At 73.1% G+C, this 22,820-nt stretch carries 21 protein-coding genes; 14 read left to right on the forward strand and 7 right to left on the reverse strand.

Annotation, left to right across the window (positions count from 1 at the left end):
* The first annotated feature begins 222 nt into the window (after positions 1-222).
* From ABT232_RS13205 to ABT232_RS13225, 5 genes are read left to right on the forward strand one after another with little or no spacing between them, the layout of a single operon-like run.
* A complete protein-coding gene (locus ABT232_RS13205) occupies positions 223-1,896 on the forward strand; it encodes an ATP-binding protein (protein WP_351839651.1) in 1,674 nt (557 codons plus the stop codon).
* Positions 1,893-2,303: a roadblock/LC7 domain-containing protein gene (locus ABT232_RS13210; RefSeq protein WP_351839653.1), complete on the forward strand. Its 411-nt coding sequence runs from the start codon at positions 1,893-1,895 to the stop codon at positions 2,301-2,303. The genes ABT232_RS13205 and ABT232_RS13210 overlap by 4 nt, the downstream gene beginning before the upstream one ends.
* A complete protein-coding gene (locus ABT232_RS13215) occupies positions 2,300-2,695 on the forward strand; it encodes a DUF742 domain-containing protein (protein ID WP_351839655.1) in 396 nt (131 codons plus the stop codon). The genes ABT232_RS13210 and ABT232_RS13215 overlap by 4 nt, the downstream gene beginning before the upstream one ends.
* Complete coding sequence (locus ABT232_RS13220; protein WP_351839657.1) at positions 2,676-3,296, forward strand: GTP-binding protein; 621 nt, start codon at positions 2,676-2,678, stop codon at positions 3,294-3,296. The genes ABT232_RS13215 and ABT232_RS13220 overlap by 20 nt, the downstream gene beginning before the upstream one ends.
* 37 nt (positions 3,297-3,333) lie before the next feature.
* Positions 3,334-4,815 carry a cytochrome P450 gene (locus ABT232_RS13225; RefSeq protein ID WP_351839659.1) on the forward strand — a complete coding sequence of 494 codons (1,482 nt, stop codon included), beginning with the start codon at positions 3,334-3,336 and terminating at the stop codon, positions 4,813-4,815.
* A gap of 101 nt (positions 4,816-4,916) precedes the next feature.
* Here the strand turns inward: ABT232_RS13225 and ABT232_RS13230 are convergent, their stop codons facing one another.
* The 3 genes from ABT232_RS13230 to ABT232_RS13240 all read right to left on the reverse strand — a co-directional run bounded on the left by ABT232_RS13230 (position 4,917) and on the right by ABT232_RS13240 (position 7,922).
* A complete protein-coding gene (locus ABT232_RS13230; protein ID WP_351839661.1) occupies positions 4,917-5,846 on the reverse strand; it encodes an RluA family pseudouridine synthase in 930 nt (309 codons plus the stop codon).
* A gap of 61 nt (positions 5,847-5,907) precedes the next feature.
* Positions 5,908-6,762 carry a siderophore-interacting protein gene (locus ABT232_RS13235; protein WP_351839663.1) on the reverse strand — a complete coding sequence of 285 codons (855 nt, stop codon included), beginning with the start codon at positions 6,760-6,762 and terminating at the stop codon, positions 5,908-5,910.
* 215 nt (positions 6,763-6,977) lie between these two features.
* A complete protein-coding gene (locus ABT232_RS13240; RefSeq protein WP_351839664.1) occupies positions 6,978-7,922 on the reverse strand; it encodes a 5'-3' exonuclease in 945 nt (314 codons plus the stop codon).
* 168 nt (positions 7,923-8,090) lie between these two features.
* Here ABT232_RS13240 and ABT232_RS13245 point away from each other — a divergent pair, with 168 nt between their 5' ends.
* The 4 genes from ABT232_RS13245 (at position 8,091) to ABT232_RS13260 (ending at position 13,271) form a co-directional block, all read left to right on the forward strand.
* Positions 8,091-9,173: a quaternary amine ABC transporter ATP-binding protein gene (locus ABT232_RS13245; RefSeq protein WP_351839666.1), complete on the forward strand. Its 1,083-nt coding sequence runs from the start codon at positions 8,091-8,093 to the stop codon at positions 9,171-9,173.
* The gene (locus ABT232_RS13250; RefSeq protein ID WP_351839668.1) at positions 9,166-10,995 is read left to right on the forward strand and encodes an ABC transporter permease/substrate binding protein; all 1,830 of its coding nucleotides are present in this window, start codon (positions 9,166-9,168) and stop codon (positions 10,993-10,995) included. The genes ABT232_RS13245 and ABT232_RS13250 overlap by 8 nt, the downstream gene beginning before the upstream one ends.
* Positions 10,996-11,886: 891 nt before the next feature.
* Positions 11,887-12,453: a helix-turn-helix domain-containing protein gene (locus ABT232_RS13255; RefSeq protein ID WP_351839670.1), complete on the forward strand. Its 567-nt coding sequence runs from the start codon at positions 11,887-11,889 to the stop codon at positions 12,451-12,453.
* Between the two features lie 80 nt (positions 12,454-12,533).
* Positions 12,534-13,271, forward strand: a complete 738-nt coding sequence (locus tag ABT232_RS13260) for a helical backbone metal receptor (RefSeq protein ID WP_351839672.1) — start codon at positions 12,534-12,536, stop codon at positions 13,269-13,271.
* Here the strand turns inward: ABT232_RS13260 and ABT232_RS13265 are convergent.
* Positions 13,183-14,307: a TDT family transporter gene (locus tag ABT232_RS13265; protein ID WP_351839674.1), complete on the reverse strand. Its 1,125-nt coding sequence runs from the start codon at positions 14,305-14,307 to the stop codon at positions 13,183-13,185. The genes ABT232_RS13260 and ABT232_RS13265 overlap by 89 nt on opposite strands.
* Positions 14,308-14,377: 70 nt before the next feature.
* Between ABT232_RS13265 and ABT232_RS13270 the strand changes: the two genes are divergently transcribed.
* A complete protein-coding gene (locus ABT232_RS13270) occupies positions 14,378-15,325 on the forward strand; it encodes a LysR family transcriptional regulator (RefSeq protein WP_351839676.1) in 948 nt (315 codons plus the stop codon).
* Positions 15,326-15,421: 96 nt separating this feature from the next.
* Here the strand turns inward: ABT232_RS13270 and ABT232_RS13275 are convergent, their stop codons facing one another.
* Both ABT232_RS13275 and ABT232_RS13280 read right to left on the reverse strand, forming a co-directional pair.
* Positions 15,422-16,123, reverse strand: coding sequence for a gamma-glutamyl-gamma-aminobutyrate hydrolase family protein (locus ABT232_RS13275; protein WP_351839678.1), 702 nt, complete (start codon positions 16,121-16,123; stop codon positions 15,422-15,424).
* Between the two features lie 63 nt (positions 16,124-16,186).
* Positions 16,187-16,933, reverse strand: a complete 747-nt coding sequence (locus ABT232_RS13280; RefSeq protein WP_351839680.1) for a FadR/GntR family transcriptional regulator — start codon at positions 16,931-16,933, stop codon at positions 16,187-16,189.
* 77 nt (positions 16,934-17,010) lie between these two features.
* Here ABT232_RS13280 and ABT232_RS13285 point away from each other — a divergent pair, with 77 nt between their 5' ends.
* From ABT232_RS13285 to ABT232_RS13300, 4 genes are read left to right on the forward strand one after another with little or no spacing between them, the layout of a single operon-like run.
* Positions 17,011-18,414 carry a glutamine synthetase family protein gene (locus tag ABT232_RS13285; protein ID WP_351839682.1) on the forward strand — a complete coding sequence of 468 codons (1,404 nt, stop codon included), beginning with the start codon at positions 17,011-17,013 and terminating at the stop codon, positions 18,412-18,414.
* 11 nt (positions 18,415-18,425) lie between these two features.
* Positions 18,426-19,805 carry an aldehyde dehydrogenase family protein gene (locus ABT232_RS13290; RefSeq protein ID WP_351839683.1) on the forward strand — a complete coding sequence of 460 codons (1,380 nt, stop codon included), beginning with the start codon at positions 18,426-18,428 and terminating at the stop codon, positions 19,803-19,805.
* Positions 19,802-20,608, forward strand: a complete 807-nt coding sequence (locus tag ABT232_RS13295) for a 3-oxoacyl-ACP reductase (RefSeq protein ID WP_351839685.1) — start codon at positions 19,802-19,804, stop codon at positions 20,606-20,608. Before ABT232_RS13290 ends, ABT232_RS13295 begins: the two co-directional genes overlap by 4 nt.
* 29 nt (positions 20,609-20,637) lie before the next feature.
* Positions 20,638-21,579 carry a DUF2510 domain-containing protein gene (locus ABT232_RS13300; protein WP_351839892.1) on the forward strand — a complete coding sequence of 314 codons (942 nt, stop codon included), beginning with the start codon at positions 20,638-20,640 and terminating at the stop codon, positions 21,577-21,579.
* 33 nt (positions 21,580-21,612) lie between these two features.
* On the opposite strand, the gene ABT232_RS13305 is transcribed toward ABT232_RS13300, so the two are convergent.
* A complete protein-coding gene (locus ABT232_RS13305) occupies positions 21,613-22,815 on the reverse strand; it encodes an amino acid deaminase/aldolase (protein WP_351839687.1) in 1,203 nt (400 codons plus the stop codon).
* Positions 22,816-22,820 lie beyond the last annotated feature (5 nt).

The raw sequence follows: 22,820 nt of genomic DNA on the forward strand, positions 1-22,820 counted from the left end.
GTGTAAATGGAGTCGAGCGTACTAGCCCCACGCGCCCCATTTCAGGTGCTTGCCGAATATGACACGGCGATGATCCGGTCGGACTAAGCTCGCCCGCAGCGCACCGAGTTGCGGTGTATTCGTGCGCTTGTTCCCCGATCGTCGTGAAGACCCAGATATGTCCATGACCCTTCCCCCCGCAAGCCCGCCCGACACCCAGCCGACTCGTTTCAGAGGGCCCACATGGTGAGTGTTCAATCCCCTCCCGGCCGCCGCGAACTCTCCTACGCACGCTTCCTGTTGCCGCCGGCCATAGTGATGGCCGCGGCGACCGGGGCCGCCGTCGCCGTGGTGGCCCCCTCCGCCCGCCTCGCCGTGGCCCTGTGCGGCGGCATCGCCACCCTGCTGGTCGTCCTGACCGCCGCCGAGGCCGCCCGCCGATGCCGAGCGCTCCGCAGCCACCAGACCAACCGCGACCAGCAGCTGGCCCATCTGGAGCAGCGCCTCGTCACCGAGCACCAGCAGCTCGTCTACCTCACGCACGACGTCATGCCCACCGTCCTGCGCTGGCTGCGCGGCGGTATGGCGGGCAACGACGTGGGGCCCGCGCTGGAGCGCAACGTGCCCGGCTTCCGCGAACTGCCCGAACTCCACCGCAAGCTGATGGACTCGATGACGCTGGCCGTGGAGCACGAGGTGGCGATGCGCGATGGCGCGCAGCGCTCCTTCGTCCACGTCGCCCAGCGCGTCCAGGCCCTTGTCCACCAGCAGGCCAAGGAACTGCGCGAGATGGAGGAGGACCACGGCCGCCACCACGAGGTCTTCCAGGACCTGCTGCGCATCGACCACGGCAACGCCCTGATCGGCCGCCTCGCCGACTCCGTCTCCGTCCTCGGCGGTGGCCGGCCCGGCCGCCAGTGGCCCCAGCCCGTCGCGCTCTACAGCGTGCTGCGCGGCGCCATGTCCCGGATCCTCGAGTACAAGCGCATCGAGCTGAAGTCGATCGCCAAGGTCAACATCAAGGGCATCTCGGTCGAGCCGATCATCCACGCCGCGGCCGAACTCCTCGACAACGCCACCCGCTACTCGCCGCCGCAGACCCATGTGCACGTCTCCGCCCACGAGGTGCAGTACGGCGTGGCCATCGAGATCGAGGACTGCGGCCCCCCGCTCAAGGAGGAGTCCCGCCTCCAGCTGGAGTACCTGCTGGCCCAGGCCATGGACGGCACCGACCTCGAAGTGATCGCGGACACCCCGCGCCTGGGCTTCGCCGTCACCGGCCGACTGTGCAAGGAGTACGACATGCAGATCTCCCTGCGGTCCTCCGCGTACGGAGGACTGCGGGCCGTGCTGGTCGTACCGCGGAACATGATGACCGACGAGCCCGGCGTGCTCGGCTTCGTGCCGCACGGCATCGGCGCCCAGTCCGTCGCCCCGCGCCCCCCGGGCTCCCTCGAGGGCCCCAAGCGCAAGCCCAAGACGCGCCGCCCCACCAACCCGCGCATCCCGGCCACGGTCTCCATGGAGGACGACGTCCCGGTCGTCACCGAGTGGACGGAGGGCGGACTGCCGCAGCGCCGCAGCCGGATGAAGGTGCCGCTCAGCCAGCAGTACGCCGAGATCGCGGCCTTCGAGCAGGCGGAGAAGGAAGCGGCTGAGCGGGCCGCCGCCCGCCGGGCCCGGGAGAACCCCTGGGGCGCCCCCGAGCCGGAGCCGGAGCCGGAGCCCGCGCCCAAGAAGAAGGAACTGCCGCCGCCCGGCCTGTGGGTCGAGGCCTTCTACGAGGGCCTGAAGAAGGACAACCCCGGCGACCCCACCGCGTTCACCCGCAACCCCACCGCGTATCTGCACCTGCTCAAGGACCACAAGGAAGAACCGGCCCGCACGGAGGCCGACGACGAGGGGGACCTCACGTGATTCAGCAGCGAGGCAACATCGACTGGATGCTCCGGGACCTCGTCGACGGGACCATCGGCATCGAGATGATCGTGGTGCTGTCCGCCGACGGACTGCGCATCGCGCGCTACGGCGGCGACCCCGACGCCGCCGACCGCGTCGCCGCGGCCTGCGCCGGCATGCAGTCCCTCGCCAGCGCCATCACCGACGAGATCCAGGCCAGCGAGCGGGGCGAGATGCGCGTGCTGCTGATGGAGGTCGACGGCGGCTACTTCTATCTGATGTCGGCCGGGGACAACGCCTACATCGCCGTGCTCTCCGACGTCCGCACCGAGCCCGGACTGATGAGCGGCCGGATGCGCGACCTGATCCTGCGCCTCGGCACGCACCTCACCAGTCCGCCCCGGCGGAACGGGCAGACCGTATGACTCCTCCGCAACGCCAGCGCCGCCAGCCCCCGAAGGAACCGGACGCCGCACCCCCGAAGGAGGGCGAGGGCAAGAACCCCGAGCGGCTGTACCTGATCGGCGAGGGAAAGGACGGCTCGGCCGAGATCGACCTGGTCACCTTAATCGTGGCGCGCGCCGACCCCCCGCCCTCCCTGCCACCGGAACAGGCGGCGCTGCTCCGGCTCTGTTCGGCCCCCCTGTCCGGGGCCGAGCTGTCCGCCTATCTGGAGTTGCCGTTCAGCGTGGTGTCCGTCCTGCTGACCGAGCTGCTGACGGGCGGACTGGTGCAGGCGCGCGCCCCGATCGTCCGCCAGGCGCTCCCGGACCGTTCCCTCCTCGAAGCGGTGATGCATGGACTTCAAAAGCTCTGACACCATCCCCGGCCCACGCGCCGAGGACCAGCTGCCGCACACCGCCCAGGCCGCGGTGAAGATCGTGATCGTCGGTGGCTTCGGAGTCGGCAAGACCACCATGGTCGGTTCGGTCAGCGAGATCCGGCCGCTGACCACCGAGGAGACCATGACCCAGGCCGGTATCGGAGTCGACGACAACTTCGGCTCCGACACCAAGACCGCCACCACCGTGGCGATGGACTTCGGCCGCATCAGCGTCTCCGAGCAGCTGGTGCTGTACCTGTTCGGCACCCCCGGCCAGGAGCGGTTCTGGTTCCTCTGGAACGGCCTGTTCGAAGGCGCGCTCGGCGCGGTCGTCCTCGTCGACACCCGGCGGCTGGAGGTCAGCTTCGACGTCATGGGCCGGCTGGAGGAGCGCGGCGTACCGTTCGTGGTCGCCGTCAACGCCTTCCCGGACGCGCCGCGTTACCCCCTCGACGAGCTGCGCACCGCGCTCGACCTGGCGCCCGAGATCCCCATCCTCGAATGCGACGTACGCCGCCGGGCCTCCAGCCGGGACGTGCTCATGACCCTGATGCGCTTCCTGCACTCCCTTGCCCTCACCGGCCGGCTCTCCTGAACGACCGCCCCCCGAAGAAGCTTGAAAGCGACCCACCGTGACGTCTGACATCTCTTCCCCCACCGGTACGGACGACCTCCCCCTCGGACCGCCGCCCGGCTGCCCCGCGCACGGACTCGGCCCCGGCGGACTGCACCGGCTCTACGGCCCCGAGCCGCTGGAGCTGCGCTCCCTCTACGAGCAGCTGCGCGAACAGCACGGCCCGGTGGCGCCGGTGCTGCTCCACGACGACGTGCCGATCTGGCTGGTGCTCGGCCACGCGGAGAACCTGCGCCTGGTCGGCTCGCCCGCGCTGTTCAGCCGGGACAGCCGCATCTGGACCCCGCTGAAGGAGGGCATGGTCAAACCCGACCACCCCCTGATGCCGCACATCGCCTGGCAGCCCATCTGCTCGCACGCCGAGGGCGACGAACACCGGCGGCTGCGCGACGCGGTCACCAGCGCCATGCAGCCCATCAACCACCGCCAGCTGCGCCGGCACATCTACGGCTACGCCCAGGAACTGGTCAACAAGTTCTGCGAGCGCGGCGAGGCCGACCTGGTCAGCCAGTACTCCGAGCACCTGCCGATGGCCGTGATGTGCCGGCTGCTGGGCATGCCCGAGGAGTACGGCGACCGGATCGTGCACGCCGCCCGCGACATGCTCAAGGGCACCGAGACCGCGATCGCCAGCAACGCCTACATCATGGAGGCGCTGGGCCGGCTCACCGACCGCCGGCGTGCGCAACCCGCCGACGACGTCGCGGGCCTCCTCGCCGGCCACCCCGAGGGGCTCACCGACGAGGAGGTCAGGGAGCACCTGCGGGTGGTGCTGATCGCCGCCTACGAGGCCACCGCCAACCTGCTCGCCAACGCGCTGCGCATGGTGCTCACCCACCCGGGCTTCCGGGCCCAGCTCAACGGCGGCCAGATGACCGTGGGCCAGGCGGTCGAGCAGTCGCTGTGGGACGAGCCGCCGTTCAGCACGGTCTTCGCCTACTTCGCCAAGCAGGACACCGAGCTGGGCGGGCAGCGCATCCGCAAGGGCGACGGGCTGCTCTTCGCTCCCGCGCCGGGCAACGTCGACCCCCGGGTCCGGCCCGATCTGGCCGCCAGCATGATGGGCAACCGGTCCCACCTCGCCTTCGGCGGCGGCCCGCACGAGTGCCCCGGCCAGGACATCGGCCGTGCCATCGCCGACGTCGGTGTCGACGCGCTGCTGCGCCGGCTGCCGGACGTGCAGCTCGACTGCGAGGAGGACGAGCTGGAGTGGCGGGAGTCGATCGCCTCCCGCCATCTGGTGGACCTGCCGGTGCGGTTCGAGCCCCGGGAGCAGCAGGACGTGCAGCAGATGCCGAGCCACAGCCCGAACCCGCCGAAGTTCCCGGGCGGCTGGTCGCCCATCCCGACGGAGCACGAGCCGCTCCCCGCCGCCCCTCTCCCGGAACCGGTCCCCGAGCCGGAACCCGCCGCCGCCGCGGAGCCGGTCCACCGGCCGGGCGCGTGGCAGAGGCTGCTGCGGTGGTGGCGGGGGTACTGAGGCTCCGGTGACGGGCGGGGGCCGGGCCGGGCCGGGTGAGGTCACCGGCCGGGCCGCGGGCCGAGCCGGGTAAGGGCACCGGCCCGGCCCGCCGGGTCCCGTCAGCGCTCCGGCCAGGCCTCCAGTACGCGGTCGCTGCGGAACGCGTGGGCCCTTCCCGTCAGCGGGTCGGTGAACCGCAGTTCGCGCGCGAGGAGTTGGAGCGGATCGCGGAAGTCGTCCGGCGCGGTGGGGGCGGCCACGGCCGGGTACAGGGGGTCGTCGAGGATCGGCACGCCCAGCGCGTTCATGTGCACGCGCAGCTGGTGGGTCTGGCCGGTGCCGGGGGTCAGACGGTAGCGGCCCAGGCCCTCGCGGTGTTCCATCAGCTCGATCCGGCTGACCGCGTTCGGCTCGCCCTCCACCTCGCGGGCGGTGAGTGAGCCGCGCTCCTTGACGATCCTGCTGCGCAGGGTCCGGGGCAGGACGAGCGCGGGGTCGTACGGGGCCACCGCCTCGTACTCCTTGTGCACCAGCCGGTCCCGGAACAGCGTCTGGTAGGCGCCCCGTTCCTCCGGGCGGACGGTGAACAGCACCAGCCCGGCCGTGAGCCGGTCCAGCCGGTGCGCTGCGCCGAGGGTGGGCAGGTCCAGTTCGCGGCGGAGCCGGGCGAGCGCGGTCTCGGTCACATGGCTGCCGCGCGGGGTGGTGGCCAGGAAGTGCGGTTTGTCGACGACGACGATGTGCTCGTCGCGGTGCACGATCCGCAGCGGGAACGGCACCGGCACCTCCGCGGGCAGCTCCCGGTGGAACCAGACGAACATCCCCGGCACGAACGGCGCGTCCGCCCGCACCGCGGTGCCGGCCGCGTCGACGAACTGCCCGGTGTCGAACATGCCGTCCACCACTCCGGCCCCGGCTCCCGAGAGCCGTTCGACCAGGTGCTCGCGGACGGTGGCCCAGGGCCCCTCGGCGGGCAGCCGCACCCGTACGGGGTCGACTCCCCGGCGCTGGGGCAGCGGGGCGGGCGGGATGCGGGTCCTGCGTCTCATCGCCGTCCAGCGTAGGCGGTGTCGGCGCAGGTCCGCGCAGTGCCCGTGGTGCGGAACCGGGTCAGGCGGCGGGCGAGTCGGTGCCGTTCTCCTGCTCCGCCTCGATCCGCGCGTTCCAGTCCCGCTTGGAGGCCTGCCAGCCGTCCTCGTTGTGGCCGAGCCGCCAGTAGCCGGAGACGGACAGGTCCTCGCGCGGGATCGCGTGGTCGACCCGCAGCAGCGCGCGCAGCTCCTTCACGGAGGCGGCCTCGCCGTGCACGAACGCCTGCACCCGGCCCTCGGGGAAGGTGAGCGCGCGGACGGCCTCGACCAGCGCCTCGCCGACGGGCCGGTCGCCGCGGTGCAGCCAGACGACCTCCGCGTCGGAGTCGATCTTCTGCTCCTCCTCGGGACCGGCGACCTCCACGAAGGCCCGGACCTCGGCGCCGTCGGGCAGTGACTCCAGCGCGGCCGCGATGGCGGGCAGGGCGCTCTCGTCGCCGGCGAGGAGGTGCCAGTCGGCGTCGGGATCGGGGGCGTAGGCGCCGCCGGGGCCCATGAAGCGGAGGGTGTCGCCCGGCTGGACGCGCATCGCCCAGGGGCCGGCCAGGCCCTCGTCGCCGTGCAGCACGAAGTCCAGGGTGAGCTCGCGGACCTCGGGGTCCCAGGCGCGCACCGTGTACGTCCGGGTCACCGGCCACTGGTCGCGGGGGAGTTCCTCGCGGATCCGCTCCAGGTCGAAGGGCTCCGGGTAGGTGATGCCCTCGGCCGGCGGGAACAGCAGCTTCACGTAGTGGTCGGTGCACGAGCCCGCGCTGAACGCGGCGAGTCCGTCGCCGCCGACCACCACACGCTGCATGTGCGGGGTGAGCCGTTCGGTGCGGACGACCTGGGCCGAGTGGGCCTTCCGCGGCTTTCTGGCCGGACGTTCTGCCATGACGGCCTCCCTGTTCCCTGAACTTAGGCTTGCCTAAGTTAGCATCTTCCCCCTCTTTGCTCACACCTCTTCGTGAAGACTCGATGAGCGTGTGCCGCCCGCGCGACCGCGCCCCGACCCCCGCCCGACCAGGCGTCGAGCGCTCCCCGAGCGGCCGTTCGCCGCCTCGCCGACGGTCCGTCGCCGGGACGGTCCCGCCTCGCGTGTGGCGACGCTCACGCCTCCAGTGTCGCCAGCAGTCGCTTGAGCGAACCGCCCAGACCCCAGCGGGCCGCCAGCGCCTCCACCGCCGCGGGGTCCCGGGGGGTGCGCGGCAGTGCGGTGTCGACGTCGGGCAGGGGGACGTCGGCCGCGACGCGCACCACCCTCGGCGCCACCGCGAGGTACGGCCGCGCCTCGGTCAGCCGTCTGCGCTGCGTCGGCGTGAGCTTGGCCCGGGGGTCGTCGACCGCCGACTGGATGCCGGCCAGGTCGCCGAAGTCGGCGAGCAGCTTGGCGGCTGTCTTCTCGCCGATGCCGGGGACGCCCGGCAGGCCGTCGCTCGGGTCACCGCGCAGCAGTGCCAGATCCGCGTACCCGCTCCCGCCGACCCCATACTTCTCGCGCAGCCAGGCCTCGTCGGTGACCTGGAGGGTGCCCACGCCCTTGAGCGGGTACAGCACGCGCACGCCGCGCGCGTCGTCCACCAGCTGGTACAGGTCGCGATCGCCGGTGACGATGTCCACCGGACCGTCGGCGCGGGCGGTGAAGGTGCCGATGACGTCGTCCGCCTCGTACTCCGCGACGCCCACGCGGGCGATGCCGAGCGCGTCGAGCACCGCCTCGATGACCGGCACCTGCGGGGACAGGGTGTCCGGCACCTCCTCCTCGTCCGGTCCCGCCGGGTGCTCCTCGGCGACCCGGTGCGCCTTGTAGGAGGGGATCAGCTCGACCCGCCACTTGGGGCGCCAGTCGGCGTCCATGCAGGCCACCAGGTGCGCGGGGCGGTGGTCCTTGACCAGGCGGTCGATGAATTCCAGCAGTCCGCGCACGGCGTTCACCGGTGTGCCGTCCGGAGCCTTCACGGACTCCGGGACGCCGAAGTAGGCGCGGAAGTAGAGCGAGGCGGTGTCGAGGAGCATCAGTCGTCCGGTCACGACTCGCATCATGCCGTACGGCACTGACAGGAACGTGTTGCGTCCTGCGCACCCCCCGTGAGCCGTCCCACTTGGGTGTTTGGGTCGGGGCGACTCGGGCAGGCGCCGCCACAGAGCGATGTCGGTTGCGCATTCAACTGTGTCTGCGCCCTCGTCGCTCTCTTTCATTGCCGCCCAGGACAAGAGGTACGTGTGTCATCCAGGCTTGAGGCCGAGCATCTGTACAAGGTGTTCGGCAGACGACCGGACGAGGCAGTCGACCGGCTCCGCGCCGGTGCCGACCGGGACGAGCTGCGCTCCGACGGCACCACCGCCGCCGTGATCGACGCCTCCTTCACCGTGGAACCCGGCCAGATCTTCGTCGTCATGGGCCTGTCCGGATCCGGTAAGTCCACCCTCCTGCGCATGCTCAACGGACTGCTGGAGCCGACCGCCGGAACCGTCCGCTTCGACGGCCAGGACCTGACCGCGCTCGCCGACCGCGAGCTGCGCGAGGTCCGCGCCCGCAAGATCAGCATGGTGTTCCAGCACTTCGCGCTGTTCCCGCACCGCAGCGTGCTGGAGAACGCCGCCTACGGCCTGGCCGTGCAGGGCGTGCCCCGCGCCGAGCGCGAGCAGCGCGCCGGCGAGGCGCTGGCCCTGTGCGGTCTGGCCGGCTGGGAGAGGTCCTGGCCGGACGAGCTGTCCGGCGGTATGCAGCAGCGCGTGGGCCTGGCCCGGGCGCTCGCCACCGACGCCGATCTGCTGCTGATGGACGAGTCCTTCAGCGCCCTGGACCCGCTGATCCGCCGCGACATGCAGGACCAGCTCCTCAGCCTCCAGAAGACGCTGAAGAAGACGATCGTCTTCATCACCCACGACCTCAACGAGGCCATGCGCCTCGGCGACCGCATCGCGGTGATGCGCGACGGCCGGATCGTGCAGACCGGCAGCGCCGAGGACATCCTGCTGCGCCCCGCCGACGACTACGTCGCCTCCTTCATCCAGGACGTCGACCGCTCCCGGGTGCTGACCGCCGCCGCGGTGATGGACACCGACGTGCACGGTGACGAGGGCGACACCTGCGGCTGCGAGACCGCGACGCCGGACACCCCGTTCACCGAGCTGTGCGCCATCAGCGCGCGCGTGCCGCACCCGGTCGCGGTGCTGGACGGCGGACGCCGGCTCGTCGGCGTCGTGCCCCGGCAACGGCTGGTCGGCTTCCTCGGCGACCAGGAGGGCGGACCCACGCCCTGCGACAGCCCGCGCGAGGGGAAGGTGACCGCCAGTGCCTAGGCTCCAGCTCGGTGACTGGGTCGACTCCGGGGTCGACTGGCTGCTGAACCACCTGTCCTGGCTCTTCGACGCGATCAAGACGGTCGTCGAGGGCATGTACGACGGCATCGACGCGGTGCTCAACGCGCCCGAGCCGCTGCTGCTCGCCGGCATCCTCGCGGTCCTCGCCTGGTGGCTGCGCGGTCCGGTCGGCGGCGTCCTCGCCTTCGCCGGCTTCGCGCTGATCGACTCGCTCGGCCTGTGGGAACGGGCCATGTCGACCCTCGCCCTGGTGCTCGTCGCCACCGTCATCGCGCTGGTGATCGCGGTCCCGCTGGGCATCTGGGCGGCCCGCTCCCGGCGGGTCAGCGCCCTCGTACGGCCGGTCCTGGACCTGCTCCAGACCATGCCGTCGATGGTGCTGCTGATCCCCGCCATCCTCTTCTTCGGCCTGGGCACCGCCGCCGGTGTCATCGCCACGCTGATCTTCGCGATCGCGCCCGGCGTCCGGATGACCGAGCTGGGCATCCGCCAGGTCGACAAGGACCTCGTCGAGGCCGCCGAGGCCTTCGGCACCACACCGCGCGACACCCTGCTGCGGGTCCAGCTGCCGCTCGCCCTGCCGACGATCATGGCCGGCGTCAACCAGGTGATCATGCTGGGCCTGTCCATGGTCGTCATCGCCGGCATGGCCGGCACCGGCGGCCTCGGCGGAGCGGTCAACGAGGCGATCGGCCAGCTGGAGATCGGCTACGGCTTCGAGGCGGGCGTCGCCATCGTCGTCCTCGCCATCTACCTGGACCGGATGACCAGCGCCCTCGGCACCCAGATCTCCCCGCTCGGCCGCCGCGCCGCCGCCAAGGCCCGCGTCGCGAGCGGTGCGAAGGCGCTCCTGGTGCACCGCCCGCGCCCGGTCGTCCCGGTCGTCGGTGTGGCCGTCCTCGCCCTGGTCGCGGGCGGCATGGGCGTCTTCGGCCCGTCCGCCGGCCCCGCCGACGCCTCCGCCTCGAACGTGGGCAAGGGCAAGGAGATCACCATCGGGTACATCCCGTGGGACGAGGGCATCGCCTCGACGTTCCTCTGGAAGGAGATCCTGGAGCAGCGCGGCTTCGACGTCACGACCACCCAGTACGCGGCCGGCCCGCTCTACACCGGCCTCGCCACCGGCCAGGTCGACTTCCAGACCGACGCCTGGCTGCCGACGACCCACGCGGAGTACTGGAAGAAGTACGGCAAGCAGCTCGACGACCTGGGCAAGTGGTACGGCCCGACCTCGCTGGAGCTGACCGTCCCGGCTTACATGAAGGACGTCGACACCCTCGACGACCTCAAGGAGCACGCCGACGAGTTCGGCGGCAAGATCGTCGGGATCGAGCCCAGCGCCGGGATGATGGGCCTGCTCAAGGACAAGGTCCTCAAGGAGTACGGCCTGGAGGGCACCTACGACGTCGTCGACGGCTCCACGCCCGCGATGCTCGCCGAGCTGAAGCGCGCGTACGCCAAGAAGGCGCCGATCGCCGTCACCCTCTGGTCGCCGCACTGGGCGTACAGCGACTACGAGCTGAAGAAGCTGAAGGATCCCAAGGGCGCCTGGGGCGCCGGCGACGGCGTGCACAGCCTGTCCCGCAAGGGCTTCGCCGACGACAACCCCGAGGTCGGCCGGTGGCTGAAGGACTTCTCGATGACCGAGCGGCAGCTCACCAGCCTGGAGTCGCAGATCACCAAGGCCGGCAAGGGCGGCGAGCAGGACGCCGTCCGCGACTGGCTGAAGCGGAACCCGGGCCTGGTGGAGAAGTGGGCCCCGGTCGACGGCCAGGGCGGCACGAGCCGGGCGGCCGGGTGACCTGACGGACCCGACCGCCGGAGCGAGGGGCGGACCGCATCGCGGTCCGCCCCTCGCGGCATGTCCGGGAGGTTGGGTGACCTGACGGACCGTACCGGAACGAATGCCACCGCTCCCGCGAAAGGATCCGGACAACCACATAGCGCTAAGCCACCCCCCGAACCCGGCCGTCCTCCCTGCCCGAGGACACCACCGGCCGTCCGGCGCACCCCGCGCCTCCGTCCCGCCGCGCCGGGGCCGCTCCGGCCCCACCGCGGTTCGGGGCCGCGCCCGCGGAACCGGCAGGTCCTCGCCGTGCGGGCCGCGACGGCGATCCGCAGCCGCGCGTCCTTCCGGCGAGGGCCGCCCGCCCGCGGACCACCCCAGATCACCGGCTGGACCAAGCCGTCCCGGCCCGGGACACGGCGGGGAACATCGGGGAACATCGGAGAGTGCGGCCGCATTGAAGTGGAAGGACGGAGGTGGCGGGACGACCCGGACGACATCTCGCACCGACCGCACCGATCGAGGACCGGCGCCGACGGGAGGCTCCGGCAGCCGGCCGACCCACGGCCACGACCCCGCGGCCGTACGGAACCCACCCACCGCTCTTCCCCGCGCCCCCCGGCGGCGGCGTCGCCGGCACCGCGCCGATCACCGTCCCCACCGGCCGGCCGGCCCCGCTGGTCAGCCTCTTCGTCCCGAAGGAGGGCCCCCGCCCGGCGCGTCACGGACAGCTGATCCACTGGCGGAAACCGAGAGGTCGCAACCGACGCAGTGTGTCGTCGATGTGACGGCCGCATGAAACGGTTTGCCGAACATGCGTAGGGTGCAGAGAAGTCATCAAGGAAGCCACGCCCGGGTGGCGGCGAGGCAGCTCCACGGCGACGAGCGAAGGAGGGAGCCGGAGCGATGGGCGACCACAAAGAGCAGCCCCTTCGGGTGGGCGCGGCCGTCCGGCGGCGGCGCCGGGCCCTGGAGCTCACCCTCGCCGTCGTGGCCGAACGCAGCGGCCTGTCGGTGCCCTTCCTGAGCCAGGTCGAGAACGACAGGGCGCGGCCCAGCCGCAGCTCCCTGGAGAAGGTCGCCGACGCCCTGCGCACCACCGCTGTCGAACTCCTCGCCGCCGCCGACCCGGCGTGCAGCGTGGACGTCGTCCGCGCGGAGGACACCGAGCAGGTGCCCGAGCCGCAGGTGCGGTCCCTGGTGCGCGGCCACCACCAGATGCACGCCTCCGAGTTCACCGGTGACCATGACGCGGGCCGGGAGTTCCAGCATCGCAACGACCAGTTGATGTACGTCGCGGACGGCGCGGTCGAGATCGAGGCGGAGGGCCGCGCGTACCGGCTGGGCCGCGGCGACACGCTGTACCTCACCGGCGGGGTGCGCCACCGCTGGCGGGCGACCGTGCCGGAGACCCGGGTGCTCGTCGTCGCCGTGGCGGAACACATCGAGGCCGTCCGCGACCGGCACCGCTAGTGCGGGCACCGGTGGCGCGGGCGTCTGTGGCGGGGGCATCGCGGGCACCGGTGGCGCGGGCGTCTGCGGCGGGAGCATCCGTGGCACGGTCGCCGGTGGCGCGGGTCGTCTCCCTGGTGCCGTCGCTGACCGAGGCGGTGGCCGTGTCCGTCCCCGGAGCGCTGGTCGGGGCCACCGACTGGTGCAGCCATCCGGCGGATCTGGACGTCACCCGCGTCGGTGGCACCAAGAACCCGAAGACCGACCGGATCATCGCGCTCGCCCCCGACCTGGTGATCGCCAACGAGGAGGAGAACCGCGCCCCCGACCTCGACGCGCTGCGCGCGGCCGGCGTCGAGGTGCTGGTGACCGAGGTGCGGGACGTACCGGGGGCCTTTCGGGAACTGGACCGGATGCTGGCCGTCTGCGGGGCGCGCGGCAGGCCCCGCTGGCTGGACGAGGCGGAGGCGGCCTGGGCGGCGCCGCCGGTGCCGGAGCGCCCGGTGACGGCCGTGGTGCCGATCTGGCGGCGGCCCTGGATGGTGCTCGGCCGGGACACCTTCGCGGGCGACGTGCTGGCCCGGCTGGGCGTCCGCCACCGGTACGCCGACCACGCCGAGCGCTACCCGCGCGTCCCCCTCGACGCACTGCGCGCCGCCGGTCCCGACCTGGTCGTGCTGCCCGACGAGCCGTACCGCTTCACCGCCGACGACGGTCCCGAGGCCTTCCCCGGGCTGCCCTGCGCACTGGTCAGCGGACGGCACCTGACGTGGTACGGGCCGTCGCTGGCCGAGGCGCCGGCAGTACTGGGCGCGGCGCTGCGAGCAGCCGTCCGCTGAGCAGGCCGCCCGCCGTCCGTACCGCCGCCGTCGCCCAGGCGGCCACCAGCACCGCGTAGAGCAGGACCGCTAGCGCGTCGAGGACGACCAGTCCGGTGTGCCGGGCCAGCGACCCGACGCCGGTGACACAGGTGCCGATCGGGAAGGTGAACGCCCACCAGGTCATCGCGAAGCCCATGCCGTGCCGCCGGGCGCGCGCCACGTGCGCGGTGGCCAGCCCCAGCCAGAGCAGCGCGAACCCCATCACGGGCACGCCGTACAGCACGGCGAGCACGCTGAACCCGTCGCCGTACGCGGCCGGTACGACAGCGGGGGCGACGTCCGCGAAGTTCCCGGCCGCCGTCGTCGACTGGCCCAGCGGACCCAGCACCAGGAAGAGGGTCGGGGTCAGCGCCAGCGGCAGGGGACCGGCGGTGATCAGCCGGGCGAAGACCAGCGGCAGCATCAGCAGCGTGCCGAGCAGGCTCAGCCCGAACAGCGCCACACACGCGAACAGCAGAGTCCGCCGCGCCTGGCCCGGCGGCAGATGCGGCACCAGCAGCGGGCCGACCGCGGCCGACACCATCGGCGCGACCAGCGGCAGCAGCCACACGGGGGTCGCCTGGTCCGCCTTCACGCGGTGGCGTACGGCCATCAGGTACGGGACGGCGACCGCCGCCGCCAGCCCCACCGCGGTCCCGGCGGTGAACAGCACAGTGCCGAGCGCGACCGCCGCCGTGCCGCCGATCCAGTCCCGGCCGAGGGAGAGGGTGCCGCCGCCGACCGACACCAGGGCCATCGCCAGACAGCCGTAGAACGGCGCCGCCGCTGGGTCGCGCAGATGGGCGCGGGCCTGGTCGCGGTGGTGGGCCCAGTGCAGGGCGCGGGCGGCGAGCAGGGTCACCAGGGCGAGGAGGGACAGTGCCCACACGGTGGTGCAGGCGGTGCGCAGGCCCGGCAGCGGCAGGGGGAGCGCGACGCCCGCGGTGCCGACGACGGCGGTACCCATCACGGAGGCGTACCAGTTCGGGCCGAGGTGGCGGACTGCGGTGACCATGACACCACCGTCTCCCGCGATCTGCGTCCCCACCAGGGAGTATCTGTCTATGGGGACATAAACTGGCTTTATGAGCAGCGCGAGTGACACCCAGGGGCCGAACGGAACGGAGGAACCCACGCCGACCGGATCGCTGGCGCACCGGGTGCCCGACCTGGGAGCGCTGGAACTGCTGCTGGCCGTGGCACGGCTGGGCAGCCTCGGCGCGGCGGCCCGTGAGGTCGGCATCACCCAGCCCGCGGCGAGCAGCCGCATCCGCTCCATGGAACGCCAGCTGGGTGTCGCGCTGGTGGACCGCTCCCCGCGCGGCTCCCGGCTCACCGACGCCGGGGCCCTCGTCACGGACTGGGCCCGGCGGGTCGTCGAGGCGGCGGAGGCCTTCGACGCGGGGGCGCAGGCGCTGCGGGACCGGCGGGACTCGCGGCTGCGGGTGGCGGCCAGCATGACCATCGCCGAGTACCTCCTGCCGGGCTGGCTGCTCGCGCTGCGCGCCGAGCGGCCGGACACCGCGGTCTCGCTGCTCGCCGGGAACTCGGCGGCGGTGGCCGAGCGGCTGCTGGCCGACGAGGCGGACCTGGGCTTCGTGGAGGGACTGAGCGTGCCGGCCGGGCTGGACTCGGCGGTCGTCGCCCGCGACCACCTCATCGTGGTCACCGCGCCCGGCCACCCCTGGGCCCGCCGCCGGCAGCCGCTGTCGGCCGCGGAACTCGCCTCGACGCCGCTGGTCCTGCGCGAGGAGGGCTCCGGCACCCGCCAGGTCCTCGACGCGGCCCTCGGCGGACTGGCCCGCCCCTTGATCGAGCTGTCCTCCACCACCGCGGTGAAGGCCTCCGCGGTCGCCGGCGCGGGCCCGGCGGTCCTCAGCGAACTCTCCGTCCGCGAGGAACTGTCCACCCGCCGCCTGGTCAGCGTCCCCGTCGACCGCGTCAGCCTCCGCCGCGACCTCCGAGCGGTCTGGCGCACCGGCCACCGCCCGGCGGGCCCGGCACGGGACCTGCTGTCGCTCACGCGGCGGTAGGGCGGCGGGGCGGGGGTGGCGTCCTCTGCGCGGTCTTGCGCACCGGCCGCTGCCCGGCGGGCGCGGGACGGGGGCGGGTCCGGGGCCACGCGCCGCTCACGCAGCCGGTGGCGCTGTCGCCTCGATCAAGGCGTGCAGCAGGCGGTCGTCCTCGGCCATCTCCGGGTGCCATTGCACGCCCAGGGCCCAGCCCGACGTGGCCGGCAGCTCGATCGCCTCGATCGTGCCGTCCGTGGCGTGGGCGCAGGGGAGGAGGCCGGTGCCGAGGCGGTCGACGGACTGGTGGTGGTACGTCGGTACCGAGGTCTCCTCCGGGACGATCGCGGCGTAGCGCGTGCCCGGGACCGGCTTGACCGGGTGGCGGCCGAAGACGCCGACCACCTCGGCGTGGCCGTCGAGATGCTGCACGAGGGTGCCGCCGAGGGCGACGTTCAGCAGCTGCATGCCCCGGCAGATCCCGAGCAGCGGCACCCGGGCCGAGAGCGCCGCGTCGATGAGGGCCAGCTCCCACGCGTCCCGCTCCCGCGCCGGAGGCCCGGTGCGGGGGTCGCGCTCGGCGCCGTAGCGGGCCGGTTCCACGTCGGGTCCGCCGGCCACGACCAGGCCGTCCAGGCGGGCCACGGCCGCCGCCGCGTGCTCCGGCGCGTCCGGTGGCAGCAGCGCGGCCAGTCCGCCGGCGCGCTGCACCTGCCGGTGGTACCCGGCGGGCAGCAGGGCCGTCTCCAGCTCCCACACGCCCCAGCGCGTCGTGGCCTCCAGGTAGGTGCTGACACCGATCAGCGGCCGCCTGTCCGTCATCCGACCTCCCGCAATGGACTCACCTCATACCTTTGCCGAGGCGCGGGCCCCACGGCAAGACGCTCAGCCCAGGAAGCCGCGCAGCAGCGCCGCCGTTCCCGCGCAGTGCTCCCGCATGATCTCCCGCGCCCCGTCCGCGTCGCCGTCGAGCACCGCCTCCACCAGCGCGGTGTGCTGGTGCTGGGAGTGCTCCAGGTTGCGCACCAGCAGCGGGATGCAGTCGAGCAGGTCGTTCACCGTGGCCCGGACCGCCGCGTACTGCGCGGTCAGGCTGGGCGAGCCGGACAGCTCGGCGAGCGTGAGGTGCAGCAGGGTGTCCCGGCGGCGGTAGTCGGCGAGCGGCGCGTCCCGGGTGCCGGCCAGCGCCTCGCGCAGGCGCGCCGCCCGCGCCCCGGTCAGCCCGTGCGCCGCGCACAGCCCGGCCGCGCCCGTCTCCAGCACTTCCCGGAAGCGCAGGACGTCCTCCAGGTCGACCCCGGCGATCCGGCGCCGCAGCTCGTCCTCGCCGGCGGCGTCCGAGCGGGCCAGCACGAAGGTGCCGCCGTACCGCCCGCGCCGCGACTCCACCAGCCCCTGGTCCTGGAGCACCTTCAGCACCTCGCGCAGCGTCACCCGGCTGATGCCCAGCCGTTCCGCCAGGTCCCGCTCGGCGGGCAGCCGTTCGCCGCCGGGCACCAGGCCGAGCCGGACGACCTGGAGGATCTGCTCCAGCGCCTCCTCGAAGCCGTTGCCCGCCCGCACGGGGCGCAGCACCGCGGCCAGCCGGTCCCCGGCGCCGGCCGCGACGGGTTCCACCGGATCCAGTGGCATGCGGCGGTGCCCCCTTCCCAAGTAATGGTCTGCCCTCATACCTTAGGGCTCCCGGCTGACCCAAGGAGGACCTCCCCGTGGCAGACCGCACACCCCCGCTCGGTGTCGAGGAGCTGCACGCCCTCGTCGCGGGCGGCGAGATCGACACCGTCGTCCTCGCCTTCCCCGACATGCAGGGCCGTCTCCAGGGCAAGCGGTTCGCCGCGCGCTTCTTCCTCGACGAGGTGCTGCGGCACGGCACCGAGGGCTGCAACTACCTGCTCGCGGTGGACGCGGAGATGAACACCGTCGACGGCTACGCGATGTCCTCCTGGGACCGCGGCTACGGCGACTTCGCCATGCACCCGGACCTGGCCACCCTGCGCCGCGTCCCCTGGCACCCCGGCACCGCCCTGGTCGTCGCCGACCTCGCCTGGGAGGACGGCTCCCCGGTGGTGGCCGCGCCCCGCCAGATCCTGCGCCGCCAGCTCGACCGGCTCGCCGAACACGGCCTCACCGCCCAGGTCGGCACCGAGCTGGAGTTCATCGTCTTCAAGGACACCTACGAGCAGGCCTGGGACGCCGGCTACCAGGGACTCACCCCGGCCAACCAGTACAACATCGACTACTCGGTGCTCGGCACCGGCCGCGTCGAGCCCCTGCTGCGCCGCATCCGCAACGAGATGGCTGCCGCCGGGATGACCGTCGAGTCCGCCAAGGGCGAGTGCAATCCCGGCCAGCACGAGATCGTCTTCCGCTACGACGAGGCCCTGGTCACCTGCGACCAGCACGCCGTCTACAAGACCGGAGCCAAGGAGATCGCCGCCCAGGAGGGCATGGCCCTCACCTTCATGGCGAAGTACAACGAGCGCGAGGGCAACTCCTGCCACATCCACCTGTCGCTGACCGACGCCGACGGGCGCCCGGCCTTCGCCGGGGACGGCCCAGGAGGGTCCCCCCTGCCCGAGCGGAGCCGAGAGCTCGGCGGAGGCATGGCCCCGCTCATGCGGCACTTCCTCGCCGGCCAGCTGGCGGCGCTGCGCGACTTCTCGCTCCTCTACGCCCCCCACATCAACTCCTACAAGCGGTTCCAGCCCGGCTCCTTCGCCCCGACCGCCGTCGCCTGGGGCCACGACAACCGCACCTGCGCGCTGCGCGTCGTCGGCCACGGCCGCTCGCTGCGGTTCGAGAACCGGCTGCCCGGCGGCGACGTCAACCCGTACCTCGCGGTCGCCGCGATGGTGGCGGCCGGCCTGCACGGCGTCGAACAGCGGCTGGAACCGCCCGAGCCGTGCCGGGGCAACGCCTACACCGCCGGTTTCGCGCACGTCCCCACCACCCTGCGCGAGGCCGCCGAGCTGTGGGAGAACAGCCCGATCGCCCGGGCCGCCTTCGGCGACGAGGTCGTCGCGCACTACCGGAACATGGCGCGGGTGGAAGTGGCCGCCTTCGACGCCGCGGTCACCGACTGGGAGCTGCGCCGCTCCTTCGAACGCATGTGAGAGGTCATCCGTTGTCGTACGCGCACGCGCTCCAGGTACTCAACCCCGCCACCGAGGAGGTCGTCGCCACCGTCCCCGCCGCCACCGAGGCCGACGTCGACGCGGCGGTCGTACGCGCCGCGCGGGCCCAGACCCGGTGGGCCGCCCTCGCGCCCGGCGACCGGGCCCGGCTGCTGCGCCGGTTCGCCACCACCGTCGACGAACACCTCGAAGAGCTGGCCCGGCTGGAGGTCCGGGAGGCCGGACACACCCTCGGCAACGCCCGCTGGGAGGCGGGCAACGTCCGGGACCTGCTCGACTACGCGGCCGGGGGAGTGGAGCGGCTGACCGGCCGCCAGATCCCGGTCGCGGGCGGCCTGGACGTCACCCTCCTCGAACCGCTCGGCGTCGTCGGCGTCATCGCGCCCTGGAACTTCCCGATGCCGATCGCGGCCTGGGGCACCGCGCCCGCCCTCGCCGCCGGCAACGCCGTCCTCCTCAAGCCCGCCGAGACCACCCCGCTGACCGCGCTGCGGCTGGCCGAACTCGCCGTCGAGGCCGGGCTGCCGGAAGGCCTGTTCCAGGTGCTGCCCGGACACGGTCCGGTCGCGGGCGACGCGCTCGTCCGGCACCCCGGAGTGGCCAAGATCGTGTTCACCGGTTCGACGGCCGTGGGCAAGCAGGTGCTGGCGCAGGGCTCCGCGCTCCTCAAGCGCGTCACCCTCGAACTCGGCGGCAAGAGCCCCAACATCGTCTTCTCCGACGCCGACCTGGAGACCGCCGCGGCCGCCGCGCCGATGTCCTTCCTCGACAACTCGGGCCAGGACTGCTGCGCCCGCACCCGCATCCTCGTCCAGCGCGCCGTGTACGACCGCTTCCTCGGCCTCCTCGCCCCGGCGATCGAGGCCATCCGGGTCGGCGACCCCGCCGACGAGAAGACGGACATGGGCCCGCTCATCTCCAAGGCCCAGCTGGAACGGGTGCGCTCGTACGTCACCGACGACCTCGACGGCATCCGCGGCACGGCACCCGAAGGCCCCGGCTTCTGGTACCCGCCCACGGTCCTCACCGGCGTCGACAGCCACGCGCGCGTGGCCGTCGAAGAGGTCTTCGGCCCGGTCGCCGTCGTCCTCCCCTTCGACGACGAGGCGGAGGCCGTGGCCCTCGCCAACGCCACCGACTACGGCCTCTCCGGCTCCATCTGGACCCGGGACGTGGGCCGCGCGCTGCGTGTCTCCCAGGCCGTCCGGGCCGGGAACCTGTCCGTCAACTCGCACTCCAGCGTCCGCTACTGGACGCCGTTCGGCGGCTTCAAGCAGTCCGGCATCGGCCGCGAACTCGGACCCGACGCCCTGGCCGCCTTCACCGAGACCAAGAACGTCTTCATCAGCACGGAGGGCCCCGCACAGTGACCGAAGCAACGCAGGACGCCGCAGCCCCGGAAGCCGTCTGCCGCCGTCTCGTCGGCCGCACCGCCGTCGTCACCGGAGCCGGCAGCGGCATCGGCCTCGCCACCGCCCGCCGCCTCGCCGCCGAGGGCGCGCACGTCGTCTGCGGCGACGTCGACGAGACCCGCGGCAAGGCCGCCGCCGAGGAGACCGGCGGCATCTTCGTGAAGGTCGACGTCACCGACCCCGAGCAGGTCGAGACCCTGTTCCGGACGGCCCACGACACCTACGGCAGCGTCGACATCGCCTTCAACAACGCCGGGATCTCCCCGCCCGACGACGACTCCATCCTGGAGACCGGTCTGGAGGCCTGGAAGCGGGTCCAGGAGGTCAACCTCACCTCCGTCTACCTGTGCTGCAAGGCCGCGATCCCCTATATGCGGCGCCAGGGCAAGGGCTCCATCATCAACACCGCCTCGTTCGTGGCCCGGATGGGCGCGGCCACCAGCCAGATCTCCTACACCGCCTCCAAGGGCGGCGTTCTCGCCATGTCCCGCGAACTGGGCGTGCAGTTCGCCCGCGAGGGCATCCGCGTGAACGCGCTCTGCCCCGGACCGGTCAACACCCCGCTGTTGCAAGAGCTGTTCGCCAAGGACCCGGAGCGGGCCGCCCGGCGCCTGGTGCACATCCCGGTCGGCCGGTTCGCCGAGGCCGAGGAGATCGCCGCCGCCGTCGCCTTCCTGGCCAGCGACGACTCCTCCTTCGTCAACGCCACCGACTTCCTGGTGGACGGCGGGATCTCGGGGGCGTACGTCACACCGCTGTAGTACTGCGCCTACAGTGCCGGGATATGAGCATGACACCTCCGCCCGGCTGGTACCGCGACCCCACGGCCCCGCACGCCGAGCGCTGGTGGGACGGCACGGCCTGGACCGACCACCGGCGGGCCCCCGAGCCCGCCGGGCACCCGGTGCCCGGCCCGGACGTCCCCGGTCCGCCGCCCCCCGTCACCGCGGGCGGCGGCGACGCGCGGTCGAGGGCCACCGCCCTCACCGTCGCCGCGGCCGTCCTGGTCGCGGCGATCGTCACCGGCGCGATCTTCCTCAAGGACGACGGCGAGAACGCCGGCGCGCCCGTGGCGAGCCCCACACCCGCCCCCACGCTCGCACCGACCACGACCGAGCCGCCCGCCCCGTCGCCGTCCCCCACCACCTCCGCACCGTCCGCCGACGACCCCGCCGTCGTCGAGGACCAGCTCAACGGCATCACGTTCCCGCTCGTCGACGGCTGGGTCCGGCCCCGCGACGTCAGCCAGGACAACGTCATGATGACCACCGACGGCACCTACGACTGCCCCGGCGACGGCGGCCTCTGCCGGCACGGCCTGGTCATCTCCCGCACCGTCACCGCCAACGACGAGACCTCCCCCCAGGCACTCGCCGAGCAGGACATCGCCGACGCCGCCGACGAGGCCTACGACCGCGACGCCATCGGCCGGCGCCCCTACGGCGGCATCGAGTCCCACCAGCTCGTCGACTCCGGGCCGGTCGCGGTCGCGGGCCGCGCCGGGTACTTCGTGCGCTGGCGGGTCAGAACCGCCGAAGGGCCCGGCGGCTACGTCCAGTCCATGGCCTTCCAGTCCAGCGTCGGCACCGAGTCACCCGTCATCGTGCGCTACGTCTTCGACGCCGGCGAGGACGGACCGCCGCTCGCCGACATGGACCGCATCACCAAGGGCATCCGCGCGGCCGGCGACACCGACCCCGGCGGCGGCGTGGGCAGCAGCGTCGGACCGTAGCCGGGGAACCGGGAAACCGGGGAGCCGAGGGGCTTACAGGAACGTACGGCCCTCGCCCCGGTACGTCGGCACGGTCGCCGTCACCCGGTCGCCCTCCACCAGGTGCAGCGCGTCGAACCGCTCGCACAGCTCACCCGCCTTCGCGTGCCGGAACCACACCTTGTCGCCGATCAGCAGATCGTCCGCGGGCGAGCCGAGCAGCGGCGTCTGCACCTCGCCGGCGCCCTCCTGCGGGTCGTAGCGCAGCCCCTCCGGCAGATACGGCACCGGCGACCGGTCCGGACCGGCCGCGCCGGAGGCCGGATAGCCGCCGCCGAGCACCGTCACCACACCCACGCCGGGCCGGCGCACCACGGGCTGGGCGAACAGGGCCGCCGGACGGCCGCTGAACGACGTGTAGTTGTCGAACAGCCGCGGCAGATACAACCCCGAACCGGCCGCGATCTCGGTGACCGCGTCCTCCGCGGCGGTGTGCTGCACACTGCCGGTGCCGCCGCCGTTGACGAACTCCAGACCCGGCACCACCGCCCGCACCGCGCTCACCACCGCCGCCCGGCGCTCCGCGAGCTCCCGGCGGGCCGCCGCCTGCATCAGCCGTACCGCGCGCGAACGCACCGGCCGGCCCGCGATCGCGTCCCCCACACCGGCGACATGGCCCTCGTACGCCATGATCCCCACCACCTCGAAGCCCGGCCGCCGGACCACCGCCCGGGCCAGCTCCGCGACCTCGGCGGGGGAGTGCAGCGGCGAGCGGCGGGCGCCGACCCGCACCCGCCCGCCGAACAGCCGCAGCGAGGTGTCCAACTCCAGGCACACCCGCACGACTTCGCTCCCGCCGTCCCGCGCCCGGTCGATGAACGCGAGCTGCGCCGGATCGTCGACCATCACGGTCACGGCGGCGGCCAGCTTGGGATCGCTCGTCAGCTCGGCGAAAGCGGCGCGGTCGGCGGACGGATAGGCGAGCAGCACGTCCTCGAACCCGGAGCGGGCGAGCCACAGGGACTCCGCGAGGGTGTACGACATGACGCCCGCGAAGCCGTCCCGCGCCAGCACCCGTTCCAGCAGGGCCCGGCAGCGCACGGACTTGCTGGCCACACGGATCGGCTTCCCGCCGGCCCGGCGGACCAGATCGTCCGCGTTGGCGTCGAAGGCGTCCAGGTCGACGATCGCCAGCGGGGCGTCGAGATGGGCGGTGGCCCGGTCGTAGCGGTACCGGTCGGCGGCGCGCGCAGTCATGAACG

The organism is Streptomyces sp. NPDC001532 (genome assembly GCF_040298625.1).
Lineage (GTDB): Bacteria > Actinomycetota > Actinomycetes > Streptomycetales > Streptomycetaceae > Streptomyces.

Bases quoted from the DNA above. Each gene is read 5' to 3' on its own strand.
- ABT232_RS13300 (WP_351839892.1), top strand. From the start codon at position 20,638: ATGACACCTCCGCCCGGCTGGTACCGCGACCCCACGGCCCCGCACGCC.
- ABT232_RS13220 (WP_351839657.1), top strand. From the start codon at position 2,676: ATGGACTTCAAAAGCTCTGACACCATCCCCGGCCCACGCGCCGAGGAC.
- ABT232_RS13205 (WP_351839651.1), top strand. From the start codon at position 223: ATGGTGAGTGTTCAATCCCCTCCCGGCCGCCGCGAACTCTCCTACGCA.
- ABT232_RS13265 (WP_351839674.1), bottom strand. From the start codon at position 14,307: ATGGTCACCGCAGTCCGCCACCTCGGCCCGAACTGGTACGCCTCCGTG.
- ABT232_RS13275 (WP_351839678.1), bottom strand. From the start codon at position 16,123: ATGACGGACAGGCGGCCGCTGATCGGTGTCAGCACCTACCTGGAGGCC.
- ABT232_RS13305 (WP_351839687.1), bottom strand. From the start codon at position 22,815: ATGACTGCGCGCGCCGCCGACCGGTACCGCTACGACCGGGCCACCGCC.
- ABT232_RS13215 (WP_351839655.1), top strand. From the start codon at position 2,300: ATGACTCCTCCGCAACGCCAGCGCCGCCAGCCCCCGAAGGAACCGGAC.
- ABT232_RS13255 (WP_351839670.1), top strand. From the start codon at position 11,887: ATGGGCGACCACAAAGAGCAGCCCCTTCGGGTGGGCGCGGCCGTCCGG.
- ABT232_RS13235 (WP_351839663.1), bottom strand. From the start codon at position 6,762: ATGGCAGAACGTCCGGCCAGAAAGCCGCGGAAGGCCCACTCGGCCCAG.
- ABT232_RS13270 (WP_351839676.1), top strand. From the start codon at position 14,378: ATGAGCAGCGCGAGTGACACCCAGGGGCCGAACGGAACGGAGGAACCC.
- ABT232_RS13230 (WP_351839661.1), bottom strand. From the start codon at position 5,846: ATGAGACGCAGGACCCGCATCCCGCCCGCCCCGCTGCCCCAGCGCCGG.
- ABT232_RS13280 (WP_351839680.1), bottom strand. From the start codon at position 16,933: ATGCCACTGGATCCGGTGGAACCCGTCGCGGCCGGCGCCGGGGACCGG.